Annotated in this window: 15 protein-coding genes; 10 read left to right on the plus strand and 5 right to left on the minus strand. The window is 37.0% G+C overall.

Features of this window, described 5'->3' with window-relative positions; all coding sequences use genetic code 11:
- Positions 1 to 52: 52 nt before the first annotated feature.
- The gene (locus tag BACCELL_RS15670; protein WP_157133916.1) at positions 53 to 436 is read right to left on the minus strand and encodes a DUF3244 domain-containing protein; all 384 of its coding nucleotides are present in this window, start codon (positions 434 to 436) and stop codon (positions 53 to 55) included.
- Positions 437 to 585: 149 nt separating this feature from the next.
- Complete coding sequence (locus BACCELL_RS15675) at positions 586 to 2,301, minus strand: TTC39/IML2 family protein (RefSeq protein ID WP_007212870.1); 1,716 nt, start codon at positions 2,299 to 2,301, stop codon at positions 586 to 588.
- A gap of 444 nt (positions 2,302 to 2,745) precedes the next feature.
- On the opposite strand from BACCELL_RS15675, the gene BACCELL_RS15680 reads away from it, so the two are divergent.
- Both BACCELL_RS15680 and BACCELL_RS15685 read left to right on the plus strand, forming a co-directional pair.
- A complete protein-coding gene (locus tag BACCELL_RS15680; RefSeq protein WP_007212872.1) occupies positions 2,746 to 3,966 on the plus strand; it encodes an AAA family ATPase in 1,221 nt (406 codons plus the stop codon).
- 3 nt (positions 3,967 to 3,969) lie between these two features.
- Positions 3,970 to 4,605, plus strand: a complete 636-nt coding sequence (locus tag BACCELL_RS15685; protein WP_007212873.1) for an RloB family protein — start codon at positions 3,970 to 3,972, stop codon at positions 4,603 to 4,605.
- A gap of 123 nt (positions 4,606 to 4,728) precedes the next feature.
- Here the strand turns inward: BACCELL_RS15685 and BACCELL_RS15690 are convergent, their stop codons facing one another.
- Both BACCELL_RS15690 and BACCELL_RS15695 read right to left on the minus strand, forming a co-directional pair.
- Positions 4,729 to 5,703 (minus strand): competence protein CoiA family protein, encoded by a 975-nt coding sequence (locus tag BACCELL_RS15690; RefSeq protein ID WP_007212874.1) that lies wholly within the window; start codon positions 5,701 to 5,703, stop codon positions 4,729 to 4,731.
- An 825-nt stretch (positions 5,704 to 6,528) separates the two neighbouring features.
- Positions 6,529 to 7,098: a YdeI/OmpD-associated family protein gene (locus BACCELL_RS15695; RefSeq protein WP_007212876.1), complete on the minus strand. Its 570-nt coding sequence runs from the start codon at positions 7,096 to 7,098 to the stop codon at positions 6,529 to 6,531.
- A gap of 369 nt (positions 7,099 to 7,467) precedes the next feature.
- On the opposite strand from BACCELL_RS15695, the gene BACCELL_RS26895 reads away from it, so the two are divergent.
- The 8 genes from BACCELL_RS26895 (at position 7,468) to BACCELL_RS15725 (ending at position 18,132) form a co-directional block, all read left to right on the plus strand.
- Positions 7,468 to 7,620 (plus strand): hypothetical protein, encoded by a 153-nt coding sequence (locus tag BACCELL_RS26895; RefSeq protein WP_007212877.1) that lies wholly within the window; start codon positions 7,468 to 7,470, stop codon positions 7,618 to 7,620.
- Between the two features lie 157 nt (positions 7,621 to 7,777).
- Positions 7,778 to 9,256 carry a radical SAM/SPASM domain-containing protein gene (locus BACCELL_RS15700; RefSeq protein WP_007212878.1) on the plus strand — a complete coding sequence of 493 codons (1,479 nt, stop codon included), beginning with the start codon at positions 7,778 to 7,780 and terminating at the stop codon, positions 9,254 to 9,256.
- A gap of 38 nt (positions 9,257 to 9,294) precedes the next feature.
- Positions 9,295 to 10,032, plus strand: coding sequence for a carboxypeptidase regulatory-like domain-containing protein (locus tag BACCELL_RS25765; RefSeq protein ID WP_007212879.1), 738 nt, complete (start codon positions 9,295 to 9,297; stop codon positions 10,030 to 10,032).
- A complete protein-coding gene (locus tag BACCELL_RS15705) occupies positions 9,980 to 11,608 on the plus strand; it encodes an outer membrane beta-barrel family protein (protein ID WP_007212880.1) in 1,629 nt (542 codons plus the stop codon). Before BACCELL_RS25765 ends, BACCELL_RS15705 begins: the two co-directional genes overlap by 53 nt.
- A gap of 160 nt (positions 11,609 to 11,768) precedes the next feature.
- Positions 11,769 to 14,078, plus strand: coding sequence for an outer membrane beta-barrel family protein (locus BACCELL_RS15710; RefSeq protein WP_007212881.1), 2,310 nt, complete (start codon positions 11,769 to 11,771; stop codon positions 14,076 to 14,078).
- 267 nt (positions 14,079 to 14,345) lie between these two features.
- Positions 14,346 to 16,664, plus strand: a complete 2,319-nt coding sequence (locus BACCELL_RS15715; protein WP_007212882.1) for a TonB-dependent receptor domain-containing protein — start codon at positions 14,346 to 14,348, stop codon at positions 16,662 to 16,664.
- A 200-nt stretch (positions 16,665 to 16,864) separates the two neighbouring features.
- Positions 16,865 to 17,398, plus strand: coding sequence for a DUF5034 domain-containing protein (locus BACCELL_RS15720; RefSeq protein WP_007212883.1), 534 nt, complete (start codon positions 16,865 to 16,867; stop codon positions 17,396 to 17,398).
- 11 nt (positions 17,399 to 17,409) lie between these two features.
- On the plus strand, positions 17,410 to 18,132 hold the full coding sequence (locus tag BACCELL_RS15725; RefSeq protein ID WP_007212884.1) for a hypothetical protein: 723 nt from the start codon (positions 17,410 to 17,412) through the stop codon (positions 18,130 to 18,132).
- Between the two features lie 3 nt (positions 18,133 to 18,135).
- On the opposite strand, the gene BACCELL_RS15730 is transcribed toward BACCELL_RS15725, so the two are convergent.
- A partial coding sequence (locus BACCELL_RS15730) for an MFS transporter (RefSeq protein ID WP_487042766.1) occupies positions 18,136 to 19,087 on the minus strand: 952 nt, incomplete at its 5' end.

Consider the following 19,087-nt stretch of genomic DNA (forward strand, 5'->3'; position numbering starts at 1 on the left):
GGGAGAAAAGAAAAAGGAGAGGCTTCATAAGTCTGTCTCTCCTTTTCCATAGTTAAAGCTGAAATATACCTTGCAAGTAACCACCGTAATTATTGCTGATTTCAATCGTGTAACTACCTTGAGGTAAGCTGTCGAGAGGAATGGAAACAAAAGATGCTTCGGGGGCTGCAATATCACACTGCCATACGGGTTGGCCATTGGCGTTGACAATGGTGATATTTATGTCATAGTCAGGGGAGGTGCATTCCAAAATTAGCTGGTCACCGCTGATGGAGGCGGTGAAGGGGATGGGAGAGAGGCTTCTTGTTTTTGTATTCCATTCTCCTTCAAAGCAGATTTCTGATTCAGTGGGAGTGTTTTTTATTCCCGCTTGTATTGGCAAGCTACTTATAATAAAGAGCATGCAGATTGATAAATAACATACATAGTTTCTCATAATTGTTTGTCTTTTGATTTTCTGAAAACAAATTTAGCGGTTAATTATTGAATTGTTATGGACACAATATGGACATATTGATCTTGATAACTCTCTAATAAATAGAAAAGTATGAAAAAACTTTTATTCGAATCTGGACATGCTATGATTTAATACTCCCATATCCAGATATCAATGAGTTGTGATTTGTCGAAGCTGTCTCCAAGTTCCTTTATGATCTGCTCTTTGATTCGTTGTTTTCGTTTAGAGACAGAGGCCGGAGAAATATTCAGTATCTCTGCCATGTTGGATACAGAAATACGCAACTTAATAAGGCAACATACTTGCAGGTCATTATTGGTGAATGATGGGAATTGTTCTTTTAGGCGGAGGGTGAAGTTGTTGTATAGCTTATTTATATTTTCTTCCACTTCCGCCCATTGAACGATTGTGAGTTGTTTGGGTGATTTTATGAGAGAATCCAATGGCTTGATATATGGAATTAGTAATTTGCACAAGAATTCTTCACGGTTACGCAAGCGTGAATTTTCTTCTGCTATAGCATCGAAAGACGTTAATTGCGTTTTGAGTTTTCCTTGCATGTTTTGTGAATATTCCGCCATGTTCTGTTGTAGTAGAATAGTTTCTTTTTGTAGATTCTCATTCCTTTTTTTGAGTTCATTCAATCCGTTTTGTTGCTCCATCATTGTTTCATGCAATCCTTCGTTTGCAGCCAACTGTTCAGAGAGTTGCATTATATGTACTCTATTCTGCGCCATTTGCATTTCATTTTCATGTATTTGCAGGCTGTAGATACGAAGCTGTTCTTCCTGCATCTGGATGGTACGTTCTTTTTGTATCAACTTACGCTGATAGAGGAAAATCAGGCATGCTATGACTATTACTATAAATAATAGAATATATAAGTTGTTTCGTATAATCTGTTCGTTTTCTATTTGCAATGTTTTTTTTTCGTTCAATAGCTTTTCATGATCATACTTTTCTTTCATTGCTATGATTTCTTTGCCATGTTTTATTTTGGTAATTGAATCTATGTATGTGTAGAACTTGTCACAATATGTCATAGCTTTGGCGTAATTCTGGGGTATAGTACGATTGAGATAATACAGTGATTGATATGCACCACATGCCGTATATATATTATCTGAGGTAGCAGCTCTGTCAAGATAATATTGAGCAGAATCGTTTATTTTTAACTGACGATAGATATTTCCCACTGTTAGATAGTTTTGTAGAGATTCATTTTCTTTATTTGTATGTAGGGCTTCCAAAGCATATATAAGAGCTTGCTTGTTATTTTGTATACGTACGTGAACGCTGGCAAGTTCATTGAGAATGCCTGGTGTTAGGAGTTGTTTATCGTCTGCCTCTTTTGCTATTTTAATGGCAGCTTCGTAATAATCAATAGCTTTATCCATATCAGGCTTAATTGAATAAGCTCTACCGATATATGATAAAGATAAGGCAATGTATCTTTTATTATTTGATAGTTTTGCAAAATCATAAGCCTTCTGGTAAGCAGATGTTGCATAATCTACTAAAGAGCGGTATGCATATATATGTCCTATTTCGGCATGTATTAAATGTGCCAATTGATAATCTTCCGTCTTTTCTATCTCTGTAGCAGCTTCTAAATAACATTTCAGAGCGGTTTCAGCATCGTGTTTCTCATCATTATAATATATACCTTCCAAATATCCTGCAAGTGCTTTTCTCTGTGGATTTTCTTTTTGTTGAAAATACTTATAGCCAATTGATATTAAGCTGTCAGATTCCAATTCTACATAATTCTTTATTTTCGCTTGCGATACTAGCAGACACCACGTTGCATATTGATATTTATCAGTAACCTTGGGTGGTGTCATTTTTCAAGAATATGTAGTGCGCTGTCGGGATATGCATACATACAATTTTCTGCTTGCGCCAGTTCAGGAAGTAGAGTTGGTGAAGATTCCGTGTGGGTGTTTGTGCATGATAGTACAAGTAAAATCCCCCAGATACAAACAATATATTTATTAGATAAAAGCATAGTAGTAATCTATTTGAAAGCAAAAATAAATTATTTCTTTAAAAAAGCAAAATGTTGTACTACATTCTTTCATCCGTCACTTCATTTTTTTTGATATGTATAATGAATCGTTTACCACGGGGTAACGTTGGAGCTACGAAGTTTAGTGAATTACTAATCCTCTCTTTTATTCCAATACATGTTATTAGATATAAAATAATATAATTCATCTAATAAAAATCCTTATTTTGAAAATTAAAGGATATATTTGTGATAATTTCTCAAATAAATAGGTTAAGATATGATTATTCAATTTACAATAGGGAACTTCCTGTCTTTCAAAGAACAATCTACATTGTCATTAGCAGCATCAGCTTTGAAAGAAATACAGGTTCCGGCTGAAGATATAATCTTTAGCGTAGGCGTTACCGGATTATCATTGATGAAGAGTGCAGTTGTTTACGGTGCTAATGCATCCGGCAAATCCAATTTCATTAAGGCATTTGAATTCTTTAAGTGGTATGTGATAAACTCATCGAAGGATATTCAAGCAGGAGAACGTATTAATATAGAAAGTTTTCGGTTAAACTCGCTTACTGCGGGTGAACCGAGTTATTTTGAAGCAATATTCTGTGATGAAGATAATCAATATCGTTATGGGTTTGAAGCCGATAACTCATTGGTACATTCAGAATGGCTCTATCAAAAAGCTAATAAAAAGAGGGCTAAAGAGGTGGAGTTATTCTACCGGGAAAAAGATAGCTTCGACATTCATACTAAGTTTGTCGTTGGTAAAGAACTGGCAGGTAAACGAATGGTGAGAGCAAATGCATTATTGCTTTCTGTTGCAGCGCAATTCAATGATCCGATAGCAGTAGAGATCATGAAGTGGTTGAACGATACCACTATTATTTTAGGTTCCAATGATGAAAAAATATGGAGTACTGCAACCACCCAACTGGATGACATCAGGATGAAACAGAGAATTGTAGAGTTTTCCCGTTATGCTGATTTAGGTATTGAAAATATTGAAAAAATAGATAATACGATTGTTAGTACGCATACGCAATATGATGATGAAGGCCATGAGGTGAAAGCTATTACTTTTCCATTCAGGAAAAACGAATCGGAAGGCACGATAAAGTATTTCTCTTTGGCGTACCCTATCATTGATGCTTTGGATAATGGAAAGCGTCTTATTATAGATGAATTTGACTCTAAGATGCATCCACTTCTTACATGTAGAATTATTGCCCTGTTTAATTCAAAAGAAACCAATCCGAAAAATGCTCAATTAATATTCACTACTCACGATACAAACTTGCTGAGTGCTAATATATTCCGACGGGATCAGATTTGGTTTACACAAAAAGACCGTTATGGAGCAACCGAACTTTATTCGTTGGCAGAATATAAAGTACGCAATGATGCCTCGTTTGAAAAAGATTACCTATCCGGCAAGTATGGAGCAATTCCAATTGTCGGAGATTTAACCCGTTTGTTTAATACACAAGAAGAATAAATTATGACGGCTATAAGAAGGAAAAATATAAATCCGCGTATCGAAAGAAAGATAACCCGTATCAGTGGTGTGCGTGAGGTCAAACAAACATTTTTGATTATCTGTGAAGGGGTTAATACTGAGCCGGATTATTTTAATGCTTTTCGTTTGACTTCTGCTAATGTGAAAGCTGTTGGTCAAGGTATGGGGACATTATCATTAGTACAGAAAGCTATCAATATAAAAGAGCAAGACAAGCTAAAGGGGCGGATATACAATCAGAATTGGGTAGTCTTTGACAAAGATGACTTTCCTGAAAATGACTTTAATTCTGCCATTCTATTGGCACGCCAAAATGGTTTTGAAGTGGCTTATAGCAACCAGGCTTTTGAGTTTTGGTTTTTACTTCACTTTAATTTGTACCAAGGGGCTTTACATCGTTCCAAATATGAAAAGATGTTGAGTACTTTGCTCGGATTTGCTTATACAAAGAAATCGGGCGTAAGTTCTAAAATGTTCAATGCCTTGTTTCCTAAACAAGAACAAGCCATTAAGCACGCTAAAACTATCATGAAACAGTTTGGTGGAAATAATCCGGCACAACAAGAATCTTCTACTACTGTGTATTTGCTGGTAGAAGAGTTGAATAAATTTTTATAATTTGTTTCAAAATGATTTGCTTCAATACTAAGATCTTCGTAGAGTAATATATTACTACTCAAATTCTTTTGGAGTAAAATCAAAGGAAATCATATTATGACAATTTTTGTATTTCATACTCCCCTAAAATTCATCTGAATATTCATCGTATTCATCAATAGGGTTATATTCTTCAAATAATTTTGTAGATTCAATTATTGATTCCTTCTGAATGATACATTCCTTTTCATCCCACCATTTCATCTGTTTATCTATAAAGAGAGAACAAGCTGGAATCTTTTTCTTTGCATTAGTAGGTATAAACTCTTTTCTTTGCATTTGCTTGAAATCTTTTACAATATCTAGTTGTTCTCCAAAAAATGGTTTTCTTAGAGTTTTAAAAGTTAGATAATATCCTCCAGCATTGCATTCTTCCCCGTCTTCACTAAACCAAGTTGATTCTTCTATCCACCTCGTACAACGTCCAAAGTGTACAGAAACTATTTTATTGTCATTATTAGGAATCCAGTAATATACCCTCCCATAGTATAAACTATGGAGATATTTTTCAAATAAGCGTGGTCGAAAGACTTCTTCTCCAAGTTCCTTACATAGTGGTATTATATATAAAACCAAAACTTTCCTTTTTTCGTATTCTACTAGTTTTTCATGTATTCTATTGATCGTATATGGGCTTATTTGTACTTCTATTGCTATTGGTAGCTCATCAATTCTACCACTAATATCAGGTATGACCTCCTTTAAATCATATATTTCATTTTTGGGTATTGGACGTTCTTTTTCCCATTTTCCCGAAGGAAAGCTTTTTTGGAGGTATTCTAAAATTTCATTTTGACATTGTTCATGCAGAAGTCTATCTTTTTTCCCGATAATAGGACTTTGCCTTGCATTATGCGCAAAATGATCCACTTTCTCTGTACATTTTCTTATTATTACATCACTCAAACAAACAGGACAATAAAATGGTCCATCTGATTTAGTAACATAATTAGCATATACTATTTTGTTATCCAACTTTCTACAGGCTTTTTGCCCTGCTAAGCCAGAACATCGAGAAGAATGAATATCTTTATCTACTTCTTTATTATTTTCTTTCATGATTTATAGAGGTTAATAGGTATTTCTAACAAATGTATGATTTTTTATAATAGAAAAATATTTTTTTGGTAGATTTTTAATTTGCATTGACAAAATAATTGCTTTAGTATATGGAAGTAGTGAATCAAATTGTGTATAATAGCAAAGTATTCTATTATAAATTGGATACTTTATAATACCTTTGTCAATATACTGGTGCGATTGTCACCTATTAGATGTCTTGAAAATCTTTGCTCTGAGAATTATAACGAGATAATCAATGTACTGATTTCATTTATTGTGAAGAGAAGTATAGAGAATTTTAGGTATAAATAGATAAGTAATAATTCAAGTCAATAACAAGTACCCTATTAATAACCGTAATCAGCGTTTTTAAAGAATAATAGCTACGTTTTTTAAGAATATTCTCCGCGTTTATTAACAGCATAAAAAATGGTAATTACACCAGATTTGGATATATTTCAACAAAAAAGGCAGTAATCCTTGTGAGGAAATACCGCCTTTACTTCTTTTATATTCGTTACTATTTAGGGTGAAATTCACTCGGATTAGCTATAATCAGCCTGAATAGCTTGGGAGTAAGCTATCAGTAATTATATATTTGATATCTGTTTTGTTGAAAATATTGTCAGATTTATTCGCTTTATGATGCTTGGCTGTAAGAATATTACGGTGTTCTTTGGATTTTTCCATTTGCTAAAGTTTTAGGTTTATATTAGAGTTCTGTTCTTAAACTTCTACAAAGATACTACATCAGAAAGGTGAAGTCAAGTATTTCAGTCCTCATTTTAAATCGTTTTTCTATTTATGATGCTAATCTTTTGATTAATAGTATTTTTCAATTCCGCCAAATCCTATTATCCTTTTATTTTCTTTTGTTTTGCTGATGAAGTTGTTTAACCGCTTCTCAAATTCTTCAGGACGTTTTCTCGCAGCTTCGATGTACGCTATTCGAATCCGCTTATATGCTTCGGAAAATGATTGATAGTTTTTCCATACCATTTCATTTTCTTTCAATTTATCAATTATATCATTGGGAAAAATGAAAGGCTCAGATAAAATACTTCGCGTTTTCTCCTCAAATTTCGGGTGTATCATTTTATTTTCCAATAGCCATTTAAGCCTTTCTTTGTTGGCTTGCGAGTAAGTGCTTTTAGGTTTTCTGGGTGTGAAACGCTGAATTTTATGATCTTTGTCAAGTGGTTTGGTTGTACTGTCAATCCAATCGAAGCAAAGGGCTTCTTCAACGGCATCATTGTATAAAATGCTTTTTTTGCCGGATGATTTATAGGGAAATACAAACCATATTTCACTGGAGATTTCAAAGTTGTCCATTAACCACTTTCTCCAATCTTCTCGATTCTCAAAATACTTTATTTTATCTTCTGTAGTCATAGCAAGTTATTCAAACTAATCATTTTACTGCTTTACTTTCGTGGTAATGAATCATTTCGCAATTTAATTTTGCCTCAACAATTACTGTATGTAGCGCAGCTACCATTTTATACGATGCTAAAACATGTAGGCTCCGACAGCTTAACGGCTTATTACAACTGCCAAAAATACTAAATCTTGGAGAAACAGCCTCAATTATCTTTTAAAACCTTTGCCATGATTTATGGGGCTTATCTTACATATAAGAAACCACGTGATTTAGTATAGTTCTCCTATGTTTTTTTATTCAGTCCTGTTAAAGTGGACTGGTGCTACTTATATTTGCAATGTGATATTAATCAATGTTGTTTTATTTAAAATCTTTGAATTATGAAAGATGACGAAAAAAAAGCGATTGAAGAATTATTGAATTCTGAGTTGGAACAAATTGAAGGTGGTGCTTGTCAGTGTGATACAGGTGCAGGTCAGATTGTCTTTACCGTTCCTGATAAAACAAAGGATGACGGTATTAGGCAAGCCTAAAAGAGTACATTGACTCTATCAAAAATCTGTGTTATTATATTTTTGCAGATTTCTGATGTCATGGTGATTAACGAGGCTATACAAAGGTAGTTAATTATTTTTGGATAGCTTCGTTTAAATAGAATGGCTTTTTAAAAGTACATAATAAGTAATATATATGCATGTATACTTCAATCCTCAATATTTTATCAGAAATGAAAGAGGGTGTTCTTATATTATAGCAAAGGCGATTCCTGCAAGTGAAAAACTAAAAGGTAGTGTGGGGAGTATTAGTGTTCTGCCACCTATTATTGGATATATCTTATCGCACATTGAAAATTGCGAGTTGGAAATAGCAGAGAAGGAAATCTCAAATGTAACCCAGCTTCGGGTTGAAACTATCGATAGATTCATCAAGAAATTGGTTGATAATGCACAAATGGTGGGATGGAAGTATAGAGGGGTAAACATTTTATTCCCACCTTTTTTGCTGCTAAGTTCAAAAGAGAGGTCTACCGGAGCTATGTATACAACAAAAGATTTCCTTTGGATGGAACCTTTTATTCCTAAGCGTCCTTCAATACCCCTGAACATTAATTTTATGATAACTACTAAATGTTGTACTAATTGCATCTATTGCTATGCAGATAGAGATCGAGAGGATGATTTGTCTTCCCAAGATGTTTTGAAAGTGTTGGATGAAGCACATGAATTAGGAACCATAAACTTAACATTGTCAGGAGGAGATATATTTGCTTTTCTTGATTGGAAAGAGGTAGTACGGAAAGTGTGTCAATATGGGTTTTCATCTATTCTGAGTACAAAAGTTCCATTAGGTAAAGATGATATTTTTTTCCTTAAGAAAGTTGGATTGAGAAATTTGCAAGTGTCCTTGGATGCAGTGTCGCCGAGTATACTTATGACAACGTTGCGGGTGAAAAATGATTATGCAGGTAAAATGAAACAGATGCTTCAATACTGCGATGAGATTGGGCTGAAAGTAAATGTTAGAACAGTTCTTACTAAGTATAATGCAAATGAAGTAGAAATAGGAAAGCTATTTTCATTCCTTAATGGATTATCGAATGTTAATTCTTGGGTGTTAACCCCAGCCTTTTATTCCGCATTTAAAGATAATTACCAACAATATCGTGCAAGTGATTTGGAATTGATTAAAATTTATAACCAGACTAAAGAATTAAACACTGTAGCCCATTTTACAATATTGCATAATAAAATGAGTGAACGGAAATATACGCTTCAACCATATTCTACGGTTGAGAGCTTTGTGCAGAACAACCAAATATGCAATGCCAACAGTTATTCGATGGCTATATTGTCTAATGGAGATGTGACCGCTTGTGAAATGCTGTATGATAATCCTAACTTTATATTTGGTAATGTTCGTAATCAATCTTTATACGATCTTTGGAACTCAACTGTTGCTTTAAAGATGTATTCCTATAAACAGAGCATGATTGAGCAGAAAGAAAATAATCAATGTTCTAGTTGCCGTGTATATTCGGATTGCAAACTGAATGTTGGAAAACGTATCTGTTATGTAGATATTACTAAAGTTTACGGTAAAGATAAATATGAATATCCTGATCCCAGATGTCCTGAAGCTTTGGTTATAAAGGAAAATTTGATTTTATGATGCTGTCTCAATATTGAATGAATTAAAATAGTATTATTATGAAGCATATTTTCTCTCTCGCGTTCTTATTCCTGACCTTTGTTTATCAAGTATCCGGGCAAACGGTTAGTGGCATCTTGACGGATGAAGCAGGGCAGTCGGTTGCCTATGCCAATGTGATATTGTTGGCAGTAGCTGATTCTGCCTTTGTTTCAGGGACAATCAGTGATGACAAAGGTTCTTTTACTCTTGCGGTAGATGGTAAGGATAAAATTATCCGCATATCTTCCATCGGATATGTGACTGTCTATCAGCGTTGCCATACTGCCGATTTAGGTGTTATACGTCTTGCGTCGGACACGCAGATGCTGAATGAGGTGGTGGTTAAGGGAAATCTGCCTAAAACAAGACTGAAAGGGGATGCCTTGGTTACTAATATTCAGAACTCGGTATTAAGCGTTGCTGGTTCGGCTAATGATGTATTGGCGAAAATACCCGGTATACAGGGAAAAGACGGTAGCTTTACCGTGTTCGGCAAAGGAACTCCTATTTTTTATATCAATGGGAGACTGGTACGGGATAATTCGGAACTGGAACGTTTACATTCTTCTGATATAAAGAGTGTGGAAGTGGTAACAAATCCCGGAGCGCAGTATGATGCCACTGTAAAGGCGGTTGTTCTTATTCGTACTTTGAAACCTGTGGGTGAAGGGCTGGGCTTCAATGTTAAAACAGCTAATATGTATGGAGAGAATTTTTTTTACTCTCAACCAGTTCGATTTCAATTATCGTCATAAAGGCTTGGATATCATAGGCTCTCTTTTCTACAGTGGTGGAAAAGATGGTACGAACATCAGTTTGGACCAGCAAACATGGGTAGATACGCTGTGGACGCAGAAGTCGGATGCATATACTTTAGCCAGGAGAGAGAATTATAAAGCTCGTTTGGGTGCCAACTATATGTTTAATGAAAAACATTCAGTCGGCATCCTTTATGATTTTGTTTATTATAGCACCGAGGAACCCAATTACACTATGCGCTCTGAGATAAGTGCGGACGGTAAACCTTATGATAGTTGGAAAAGTAAAAATGTGCTTTCTAATGAATATCCTGTTCATCTTGTCAATGCCTATTATGTGGGGACTATAGGCAGGTGGTTGGTCAATTTTAATACTGATATGCGTTGGAGTTATGAAGAAGATAAGCAGACGACAACCGAAGATAGTGAAAATTATCAGGATAGAACCGTGAAGACGAACCGCCGCTATGATAACGGATTGTTTGCTTCTAAATTGGTATTAAGTTATCCGTTTTGGAAAGGAAATTTGTCCTTCGGAGGCGAATATACGCATACTTATCAGAAGAATAAGTTTGCAAATGAACAGGGAATACTTCAGGATACGGATAATAAGGTTCAGGAATATAGTATTTCTGCCTTTGTAGAGTATAGACTGAAATTGGGAAAGTTAGATGTCGGAGCCGGAATACGTTATGAACATAATACCTCCGATTACTATGAAAGCGGTAAACTGGTGAATGAACAAAGTAAAGTATACGATAATATTTTTCCGACTGTTTCATTGGCTTATCCGTTTGGACCGGTATCTGCCAATTTAAGCTATACGATGAAGACTCGGAGACCTTCTTATTCGCAATTGGACGGTAATATGAATTACATCAATCGTTATACCTACATGAGTGGTAATCCTTTGCTGAAACCTACTACTTACTCTGATCTTACTTGGATGTCATCTTATAAGTTTTTTCAGTTGATTATCAGCTATCAGAGATCTGAAAATGCCATTATCCACGTAACGAATCAGTTGGAAACACAGCCGAACATATCGCATACCACTTATCAGAACTTCAATAAGATAGATAAGGTTACTTTCCTGTTGGCTGCTTCTCCTACAATAGGATGTTGGAATCTTAATTATAGTGCGGGTATTATTAAGCAGTGGTTTGAGTTGGAGCATTTGGGAGCTATAAAGAAGATGCATCGACCGATGCCTTATTTATCTATGTTCAATACTTTCACGTTACCGAAAGGATTCCAGATTACATTGGATGGTGTATTCATGGGCAAAGGGCATGTGGAAAACCTTCTAATAGGTGAAAACAAATACATTGATGTCGGTATTGGCAAAACTTTCTTTAAGGATAAGGCTTTGTTGGTTAAATTAGATTGTTCTGACGTGTTTGACTGGAGGCGTAATAATACGACATTGTATGGAGAACGTAATATTCTGCGCGAAAAAGATAGTTGGACAGATTTGCAGAATATGCGGTTGACACTTCGTTACAGATTTAATTCTTCAAAAAGTAAATATAAAGGTACAGGTGCCGGTGAGGATGAGAAGGCAAGATTATGAAGACAGTGTATATAGTATTGATTAAATAACTTGATTTAGTTAATTGCAATCACCCTAAATAGCAATAGCCTCCGGATTTTTCACGTGAGGATATTCTGGATCATGTTGTGAGAGAATATTATGGATATGTTCAGAAGAAGAAACATAGAATATTAGAAGTATGAAACGATTAATTATTAGCTTGTTCCTGATGATATATGCTTTAGGTGATGTTGTGGGGCAAAATATTACCGGATGTTTGGTTGATGATAATAAAGCTCCTATTCCATACGCTAATGTCGTACTATTATCTCTGCCTGATTCAATCTTTTTAGGAGGTGTTGTTACAGATGATTCGGGTTACTTCTGTTTTGAGAAACCCGACAGTCGGGGGAAATTGGTACGTGTATCCTCTATTGGATATGAAACTGCCGAGTTTCTTCTGACTAAAAAGGAATTGGGGACATTGATATTGAAAACTGCCACTATGATGTTGGATGAGGCTGTTGTTGTAGGCAGGCGTCCTACTTATTCATTGAAACAGGGAACTTTGACAACTAATGTTGAAAATACTCTGCTAAGCAGTTTAGGTACGGCTAATGATGTTCTGAAGCGTGTTCCTGGGCTACAAATAAACGATGGGGATGTAACTGTTTTTGGGAAAGGAACTCCTTTGATATATATTAATGGGCGCCAAGTAAGAGATTTGTCTGAATTGGAGCAACTCAATTCGAAAGAAATAGCTAAAGTTGAACTGATCACTAATCCCGGAGCGGAATATGATGCAGAGGTGAAAGCCGTATTGAGAATAAAGACAGTGAAACCTGTTGGAGAAGGAATTGGTGGAAGTGTCCGAACTGCATTGCAGAAAGGAGAATTATGGAGTAATAATCAGCAGGTTGCATTGAACTACAGAAAACAAAAACTGGATATATTCGGATCTTTATATTATGATAAAAAAAGAAGAATAGAGAAGCAGGAAGACTTGCAAACCGTGTATGCTGATCAGGTGTTAGAGATAAACGGAAAATCGCGTTCCCCTCTTTCTCTGGATTATATTCAGGGAGAAGGCGGATTAAATTATCAACTTGATGATAAGAGTTCGGTAGGTCTGCGTTATACAATTAATCATAGTTCATCAAAGAGTTCTGTGCCTGATAATTATGAGGTGAAATTGGATGGTGCGCCCTATGATCATCTTGATTTTATGAATAGAATGAACGGGGATGGTGATACCCACAAAGTGAATGCTTATTACACCGGGATGTGGGGATCTAAATTGGGAGTAGACTTAAATATTGACTGGCTGTATGGGGATAGTGAAAGCAATCAAAATATTACAGAACATAGTACGACAGAAGGTGAACGAACCGTTCATGCTCGAAGTGCTTCCCGCAATAATTTATATGCTGGAAAATTAGTTTTTTCCTATCCGGTAGCTAAGGGAACATTGAAATTTGGTCCTGAAGTAAGTTTTACTAATCGCCATAGCAGCTATGTGAATAAGGAGCAGATTTTAGAGGATTCGCACAGTAAGGCCACCTCTGACAATCAGTCTGTTTTTATCAGTTATGATGTACCGATAAACAAGGCGTACTTGTCGGCAGGACTTCGCTACGAACATGTTTCTTTTGCTTATTACGAGGAGGATATAAAGCAGGAAGAACAAAGTAAGGATTATAATAATATATTTCCCAGCTTATCCATCTTTTTTCCGGTTAAGGAATGGCAGTTTTCTTTAGGTTATGCTGCTCGTACAAAGCGTCCTACTTATTCGGCTTTGCGTAGTGATATACAATATGCCAACCGCTATACCTATGAGCGGGGTAATCCATCGCTGCAGCCGGAGACGGAACATAACATTTCATTTCAGACGATGTATAAGTATGTTCAATTTTCTATTTACTACTCTTATACAAAAGATGCCATCCTTTCTGTAACTTATCCTTATAAAGAAGATAATCTGGTCACTGTATTCGGAATTGAAAATATTTCCAAGTGGCAAGCTTATGGTGCTTCTTTGTCCGTTGCTCCTAAAATTGGAATCTGGGAACCTATCTGGAATTTTGAATTCATGCGGCAAGTATTGGAAGGGAAATATCTGGGTAAGCAAAAGCATTTTAACCGTCCGGCAATAGCGGCCAGTTTAACTAATCAGTTGCGTTTGCCGTGGGGACTCATATTTTCAGCCGATATATCTTGTTCTAATAAATATCACTCGGGATATGTTTTGAATAAGGCCAATATGTGGGTAGATTGCGGATTAAGAAAAGCTTTTCTTGGTGGAGCTTTGAATGTTAGTTTACAGGCAAATGATATTTTTGCTTCTATGAGGAATTCTTTTATAAATTATGGAGAGATTATGACTTTTGATAAATGGAACTATAATGATAGTCGCCAAGTAAGATTAAGGGTTTCTTATCGTTTCAATGCTTCACGTAGCAAATATAAAGGTACAGGTGCCGGTGAGGATGAGAAGGCAAGATTATGAAAACAGTGTATATAGTATTGATTAAATAACTTGATTTAGTTAATTGCAATCACCCCAAATAGCAATAGCCTCCGGATTTTTCACGTGAGGCTATTCTTATAGTAAAAAGGTATGAAATGATCGAAGCAGATACCGATTTCTCTACATTTATTCGAGAATATTATGATTCACGTGAAAAGAATTTAGTAAAATATCGTTAAAATAGAATGAATTGAATAGCTTTGTAGAATTATCCTTCCGAATTATAAAACCAAACATATTGTAAGTATGAAAACACACATCATTTATCTACTTTTTACCTTCTGTATATTGTCAGGCATTTATGCACAAAATATGAGTATATCCGGTAGAGTTACTGACGGGAAAGGTGAACCTTTAGCATTTGCAAATATCGTTATCGTACAGGATAAGGACTCTACGACATTTGTCGGAACGGTTACAGATATGGAAGGAAACTTTATGCTCGAAACTACAAAAGAAAATCCGGTTATTAAGATCAGCTATCTGGGATATGTGACTACATCTGTGGCGGTAAAGCAGAATGTTCTGAATACAATAAAACTTGAAGAAGATGCCAACTTGTTGGGTGAAGTAGTTATCAAAGGGACTCGTCAGCATTTTAAGATGGAGAATGGTGGCATTGCCATGGATGTGGCAAACAGTCCGCTGAAGAATGTGGGTACGGCCAACGATGTTCTGGAAAAGCAACCTTTTATCGTGAAAAATGGAGATGCCATCAGTGTATTGGGTAAAGGTACTCCACTGATTTATATCAATAATCGTCTTGTAAGGAATGATAATGAATTGGAGAGGCTAAGCTCTACACATATTAAGAAAGTTACTGTGATTACTAACCCCGGACCGGAGTATGATGCTTCTGTTAGTGCAGTGGTTCTGATTGAAGCTATACGTCCACCCGGAGAGGGGATAGGCGGTGAGGTTTTCGGAAGAATGGATGTCAGGAGCGAAGTTTCTGCCGATGGAGCGGTGGATCTGAATTACCGTAAGAATAAATTGGACCTGTTTGCTTATTACGGGTATAGTGAGAAACAACGTGAAATTGATATTAATTCGATGCAGACTTTGGAAGCGGGACAAAATATAACGGCTGTACAACAGATTGCCACGCAAAAAGTCCATAATAAGTTTCATTATCTAGAGGGAGGACTCAACTATGAATTAGACGAACGACATTCTATAGGTGCCAAGTATGTTTATACGCGTACTCCTTATTATAAAGGTGGAGTGGATATAGTATCGGCTGTAACAAAGGATCGTGTGTCAATAGAGGAGTTTCCAACGAATACCAAGGTAGATATGAATGCTAATTCTCACCTTCTGAATGCTTATTATACCGGTAATGTGTCCCCTTGGCTTAAAGTGCAGTTGGATATGGACTATGCTAAAGGCAGCAGTGAAAACCATGATTTTTCTGTTTCCGAAAGAGAAGATGAAGTGGAAGTGGGTACGCGCTCTTTACAGGACTATGATTTATATGCAGGTAAACTTACTTTATCTACACCTCTATTGGGAAGTAATTTTAATTATGGTATGGAATATAGCCATACGACCAATGAACAGACTTATTGGGTAGATGAAAATGAGGGAGCTCCTTCGCTTGCGTCTAATGAGAATATGTCGAAACAGAAGTTGTTTTCGGCTTTTCTCAGTTATTTAAAAAGTATAGACAAGTGGATGTTTAATTTAGGACTGCGTTTTGAAAATGTCGGTTTCGATTATTTTGAGAATGGCAATAAAGTGGATGAACAAAGCCGTACATATAAAGATTTTTTTCCACAGGCTTCGGTGAGTTACCGGTCTGATAAGGTACAGATGATGTTGGGATATCGTGCTACGATTCAGCGGCCAAGTTATTATCAACTTCGGAACAGCATTCAATATGATGACCCTTACACTTATGAAACCGGTAATCCGTATCTGAAACCTACCCGAATAGATGATATCTCATATTCGTTGCTGTGGAAGAAAATTAAGTTGATGGTTTCGTATAAGATGTATGATAATATGTCACTATTGATACCGCATCCTTATGGTGAAAAACAAGATATCGTTATGTATATTCCGGAGAATATGGATCATACACAAAATCTGATGGCTATGGTTTACTATTCTCCCCGTTTAGGCTTTTGGGAACCGGTTGCAGGCTTAGGCGTATCGAAAGACTACTTCAAATATGGAGATACAGGACAGAAGTATGAAAAGCCCTTTTTACGTTATAGTTTGCAGAACACGTTCCGCCTGCCTGCCGGGTTTGTGGTGATGCTGGATTTTCAGGGCACATCAAAGGGGCACTCGAACCTGACTTACTTGTATGACCAGTTCCGGATGGATGTACGGGTGACGAAAACTTTCATGAAAGGTAATCTTATTCTGAACTTAAGGGGATATGATATACTGGGTACGTACAAACAGAAGAGGTTGATGGAGGTTAATCCAATAGTTTCCTTGATAGATAAGAACTTGGATACTCGTTCATGGCAGTTCTCCGTGCGATATAAATTTAATGCATCAAAGAGCAAGTATAAAGGGAAGTCGGCTTCTGAGGAAGAAAGACAGCGTATGTAATGGTTATACCGACCTGTTTTAGTTTTATTCTGACTGGAACTCTATATTGATAATAAGATTTGTGGTCATTGAAATACTGATTCAATTGTTGAATCAGTATTTTTTATATATCACAAAACTATTAGTGTCTTTATGCAGTATTTTACAATTTCTTGCATTTCTTAAAAGGTGAGACTGCTTACACACTAAAAAACTAAAATATGAAAAACAAGTTATCCGTTTTACTGGCACTACTTTTTTTGCTTTGTACGGCAATGTGCTGCGAGGAATTTGAAGAATACATTCCCTGTCAGGTGACCTTAACCGGAATAGGTAAGGTGGAACACTTGGATAATGCCGGAAGCGTGCCTGTTGCTCCGGTGGGTGGAGTGGTATCTCGCCAGGCATATATGTTGCGGATACCTTTGGACTTTGAATATGAGAAAGAGACTGTAGAGGGAACATATTATGAATACATCCTGACTGATACCATCGCCAATATACAGATTATCTCACTTACCGCTTATGATGAATCCCATCCTGCCGGTACGGATGTGAACGAACTTTTCATGGACTATCCTTTGCGTCAGGAGGACCAGTTGACAGATTATAAATACGGTTATATGTATGGGACTGTTTTTTATAAGATACCCCGTACACTTCCTCAAGCCGGAGTGCATCGGTTTAAAGTCGTAGTGACGACCCGCAAAGGGGAAGAGTTTACCAAAGAAACGGATGAGATCACCATGCAATAAATGAAGAGTCAATGAGAAAGCTATTTATCACTTTGCTGGCAGTGGGACTGCTGAGCATTATGGGCGGACAGGCACAAAATAGAAATTCACGTCATCAGCTTGACTTAACCACCGGAGTATCTTGTCATTTTCAGAGTGGAGAATCCTGGATTTCTTCTTCTCCTGTTCCCGTCATGAGCTTTGCTTATACTTTCTATGTATTTCCACACTGGGGAATCTTTTCTTCTATGAGTGTGGCCCCCCTCATCAGAGAAGGAAATGGGGATAAGTTGAGAAGACCTTATAAAAATGACCATTTTGTAAAGGATGCGTATGATTTTGATGATGAAATGGGTTTGTCTATGGCCTTTGGCATTGCCTATCGGCTGAATAAACCGGTATGGGATGTACAGTTGCGCTTGGGATATTACCTGGTTGATGCAGAGGAACATTCTTCTCATTTTTATGTGAAAGAAAAGAATTCCAATGTAGTACGTTGGATTAATTATGATCAGTCATTCTCCATAGAACCCGGTGGTTTAATGAGTGCTATTCAGACTTCGGCTATGTTGTCGAGGCGTATCTGGCGCAAACTCCATTTTTCGGTGGAGGCCAAATATCTCTTCCTCCCTGAACGGGCTACACAGACTTTTGAAAAGAGGAACCTGCTGACAGGAGAGATTGAGGATAGCTACTCGAAACGTGTACGTGTGCACTATCTGGAGATGGCATGCGGAATTAGCTGGCATTTATAATCTTTATACCATATCGTCTCCCGTCTTCACCACAGCCACTTTCAGAGTCTTATGGAAAGGGATGAAAGCGGAAACCACTGCGATAACCAATGCGGCAATCAGCAGATAGCCGATTACAGTCTTGATGCCCAGTAGCAGGCTCTGTTGCTGAAGCGTGGAATAAAAGTTATTGGCGGCTAACTGGCTGGCTTCATCGTATCCGTGTCCCTGCGCCAAGGCACTGTTCATGGCTTGCGCATAGCGGGAGGAAGCCAGTGGATTGGTGAGCGTCATGTGCTCCGAAAGGGTGTTCATCCCCTTAATTTGTAAGTAATAGAGCAGGTTACTGAAAAAAGAAGCGGATATTGCCGGAGCCAGTACAGAGCGGAGGGATATCAGAAAGAAAGCGTTAGACAGCATGAGCTTAGGATCCAAATCTTCTACTACATATACACCGAAGGCTATGAAAAGAGTCATCATTCCCAGTCCGCGGAGGAAAACCGGAAAGTAAAGCATCTCGTAAGTGGAGTAGGGCGTGATGCCGAAGTAGAGGATGACCAGATAGATGACGTAGCAGAACATTCCTCCGGAAATGAGATAGCGGAACCGCCATCGCTGCCATCTGAACCACCAGAAACAGATGATGGCTCCCACAATGAATCCCGGTATAAGCATCAGACTGAGCGAATTGGCATGCACGCTGTCTACGCGGATAATGCTGTTCAGGTAATTGGTAATCAGGGAACTGCTGGCACTGAAAAACATGACCAGTACCATGAAAGTGTATCCGATGATGGATTTATGGTGATGGAGTGGTTTCAGGCTGACGTATGGCTTCTCCTGTGTCCGTTGCCGGTGGACGAAAAGGTAAATCAGTATGGGGATGGCAATCGTATAAATCCGTATTTTGGGAGAGGAGAACCAATCTAATGTCTTTCCGTAGGTAAATATGTAAATGCTGAAAAGCAATGCAGCA

The organism is Bacteroides cellulosilyticus DSM 14838, assembly GCF_000158035.1.
Classification (GTDB): Bacteria; Bacteroidota; Bacteroidia; order Bacteroidales; family Bacteroidaceae; genus Bacteroides; species Bacteroides cellulosilyticus.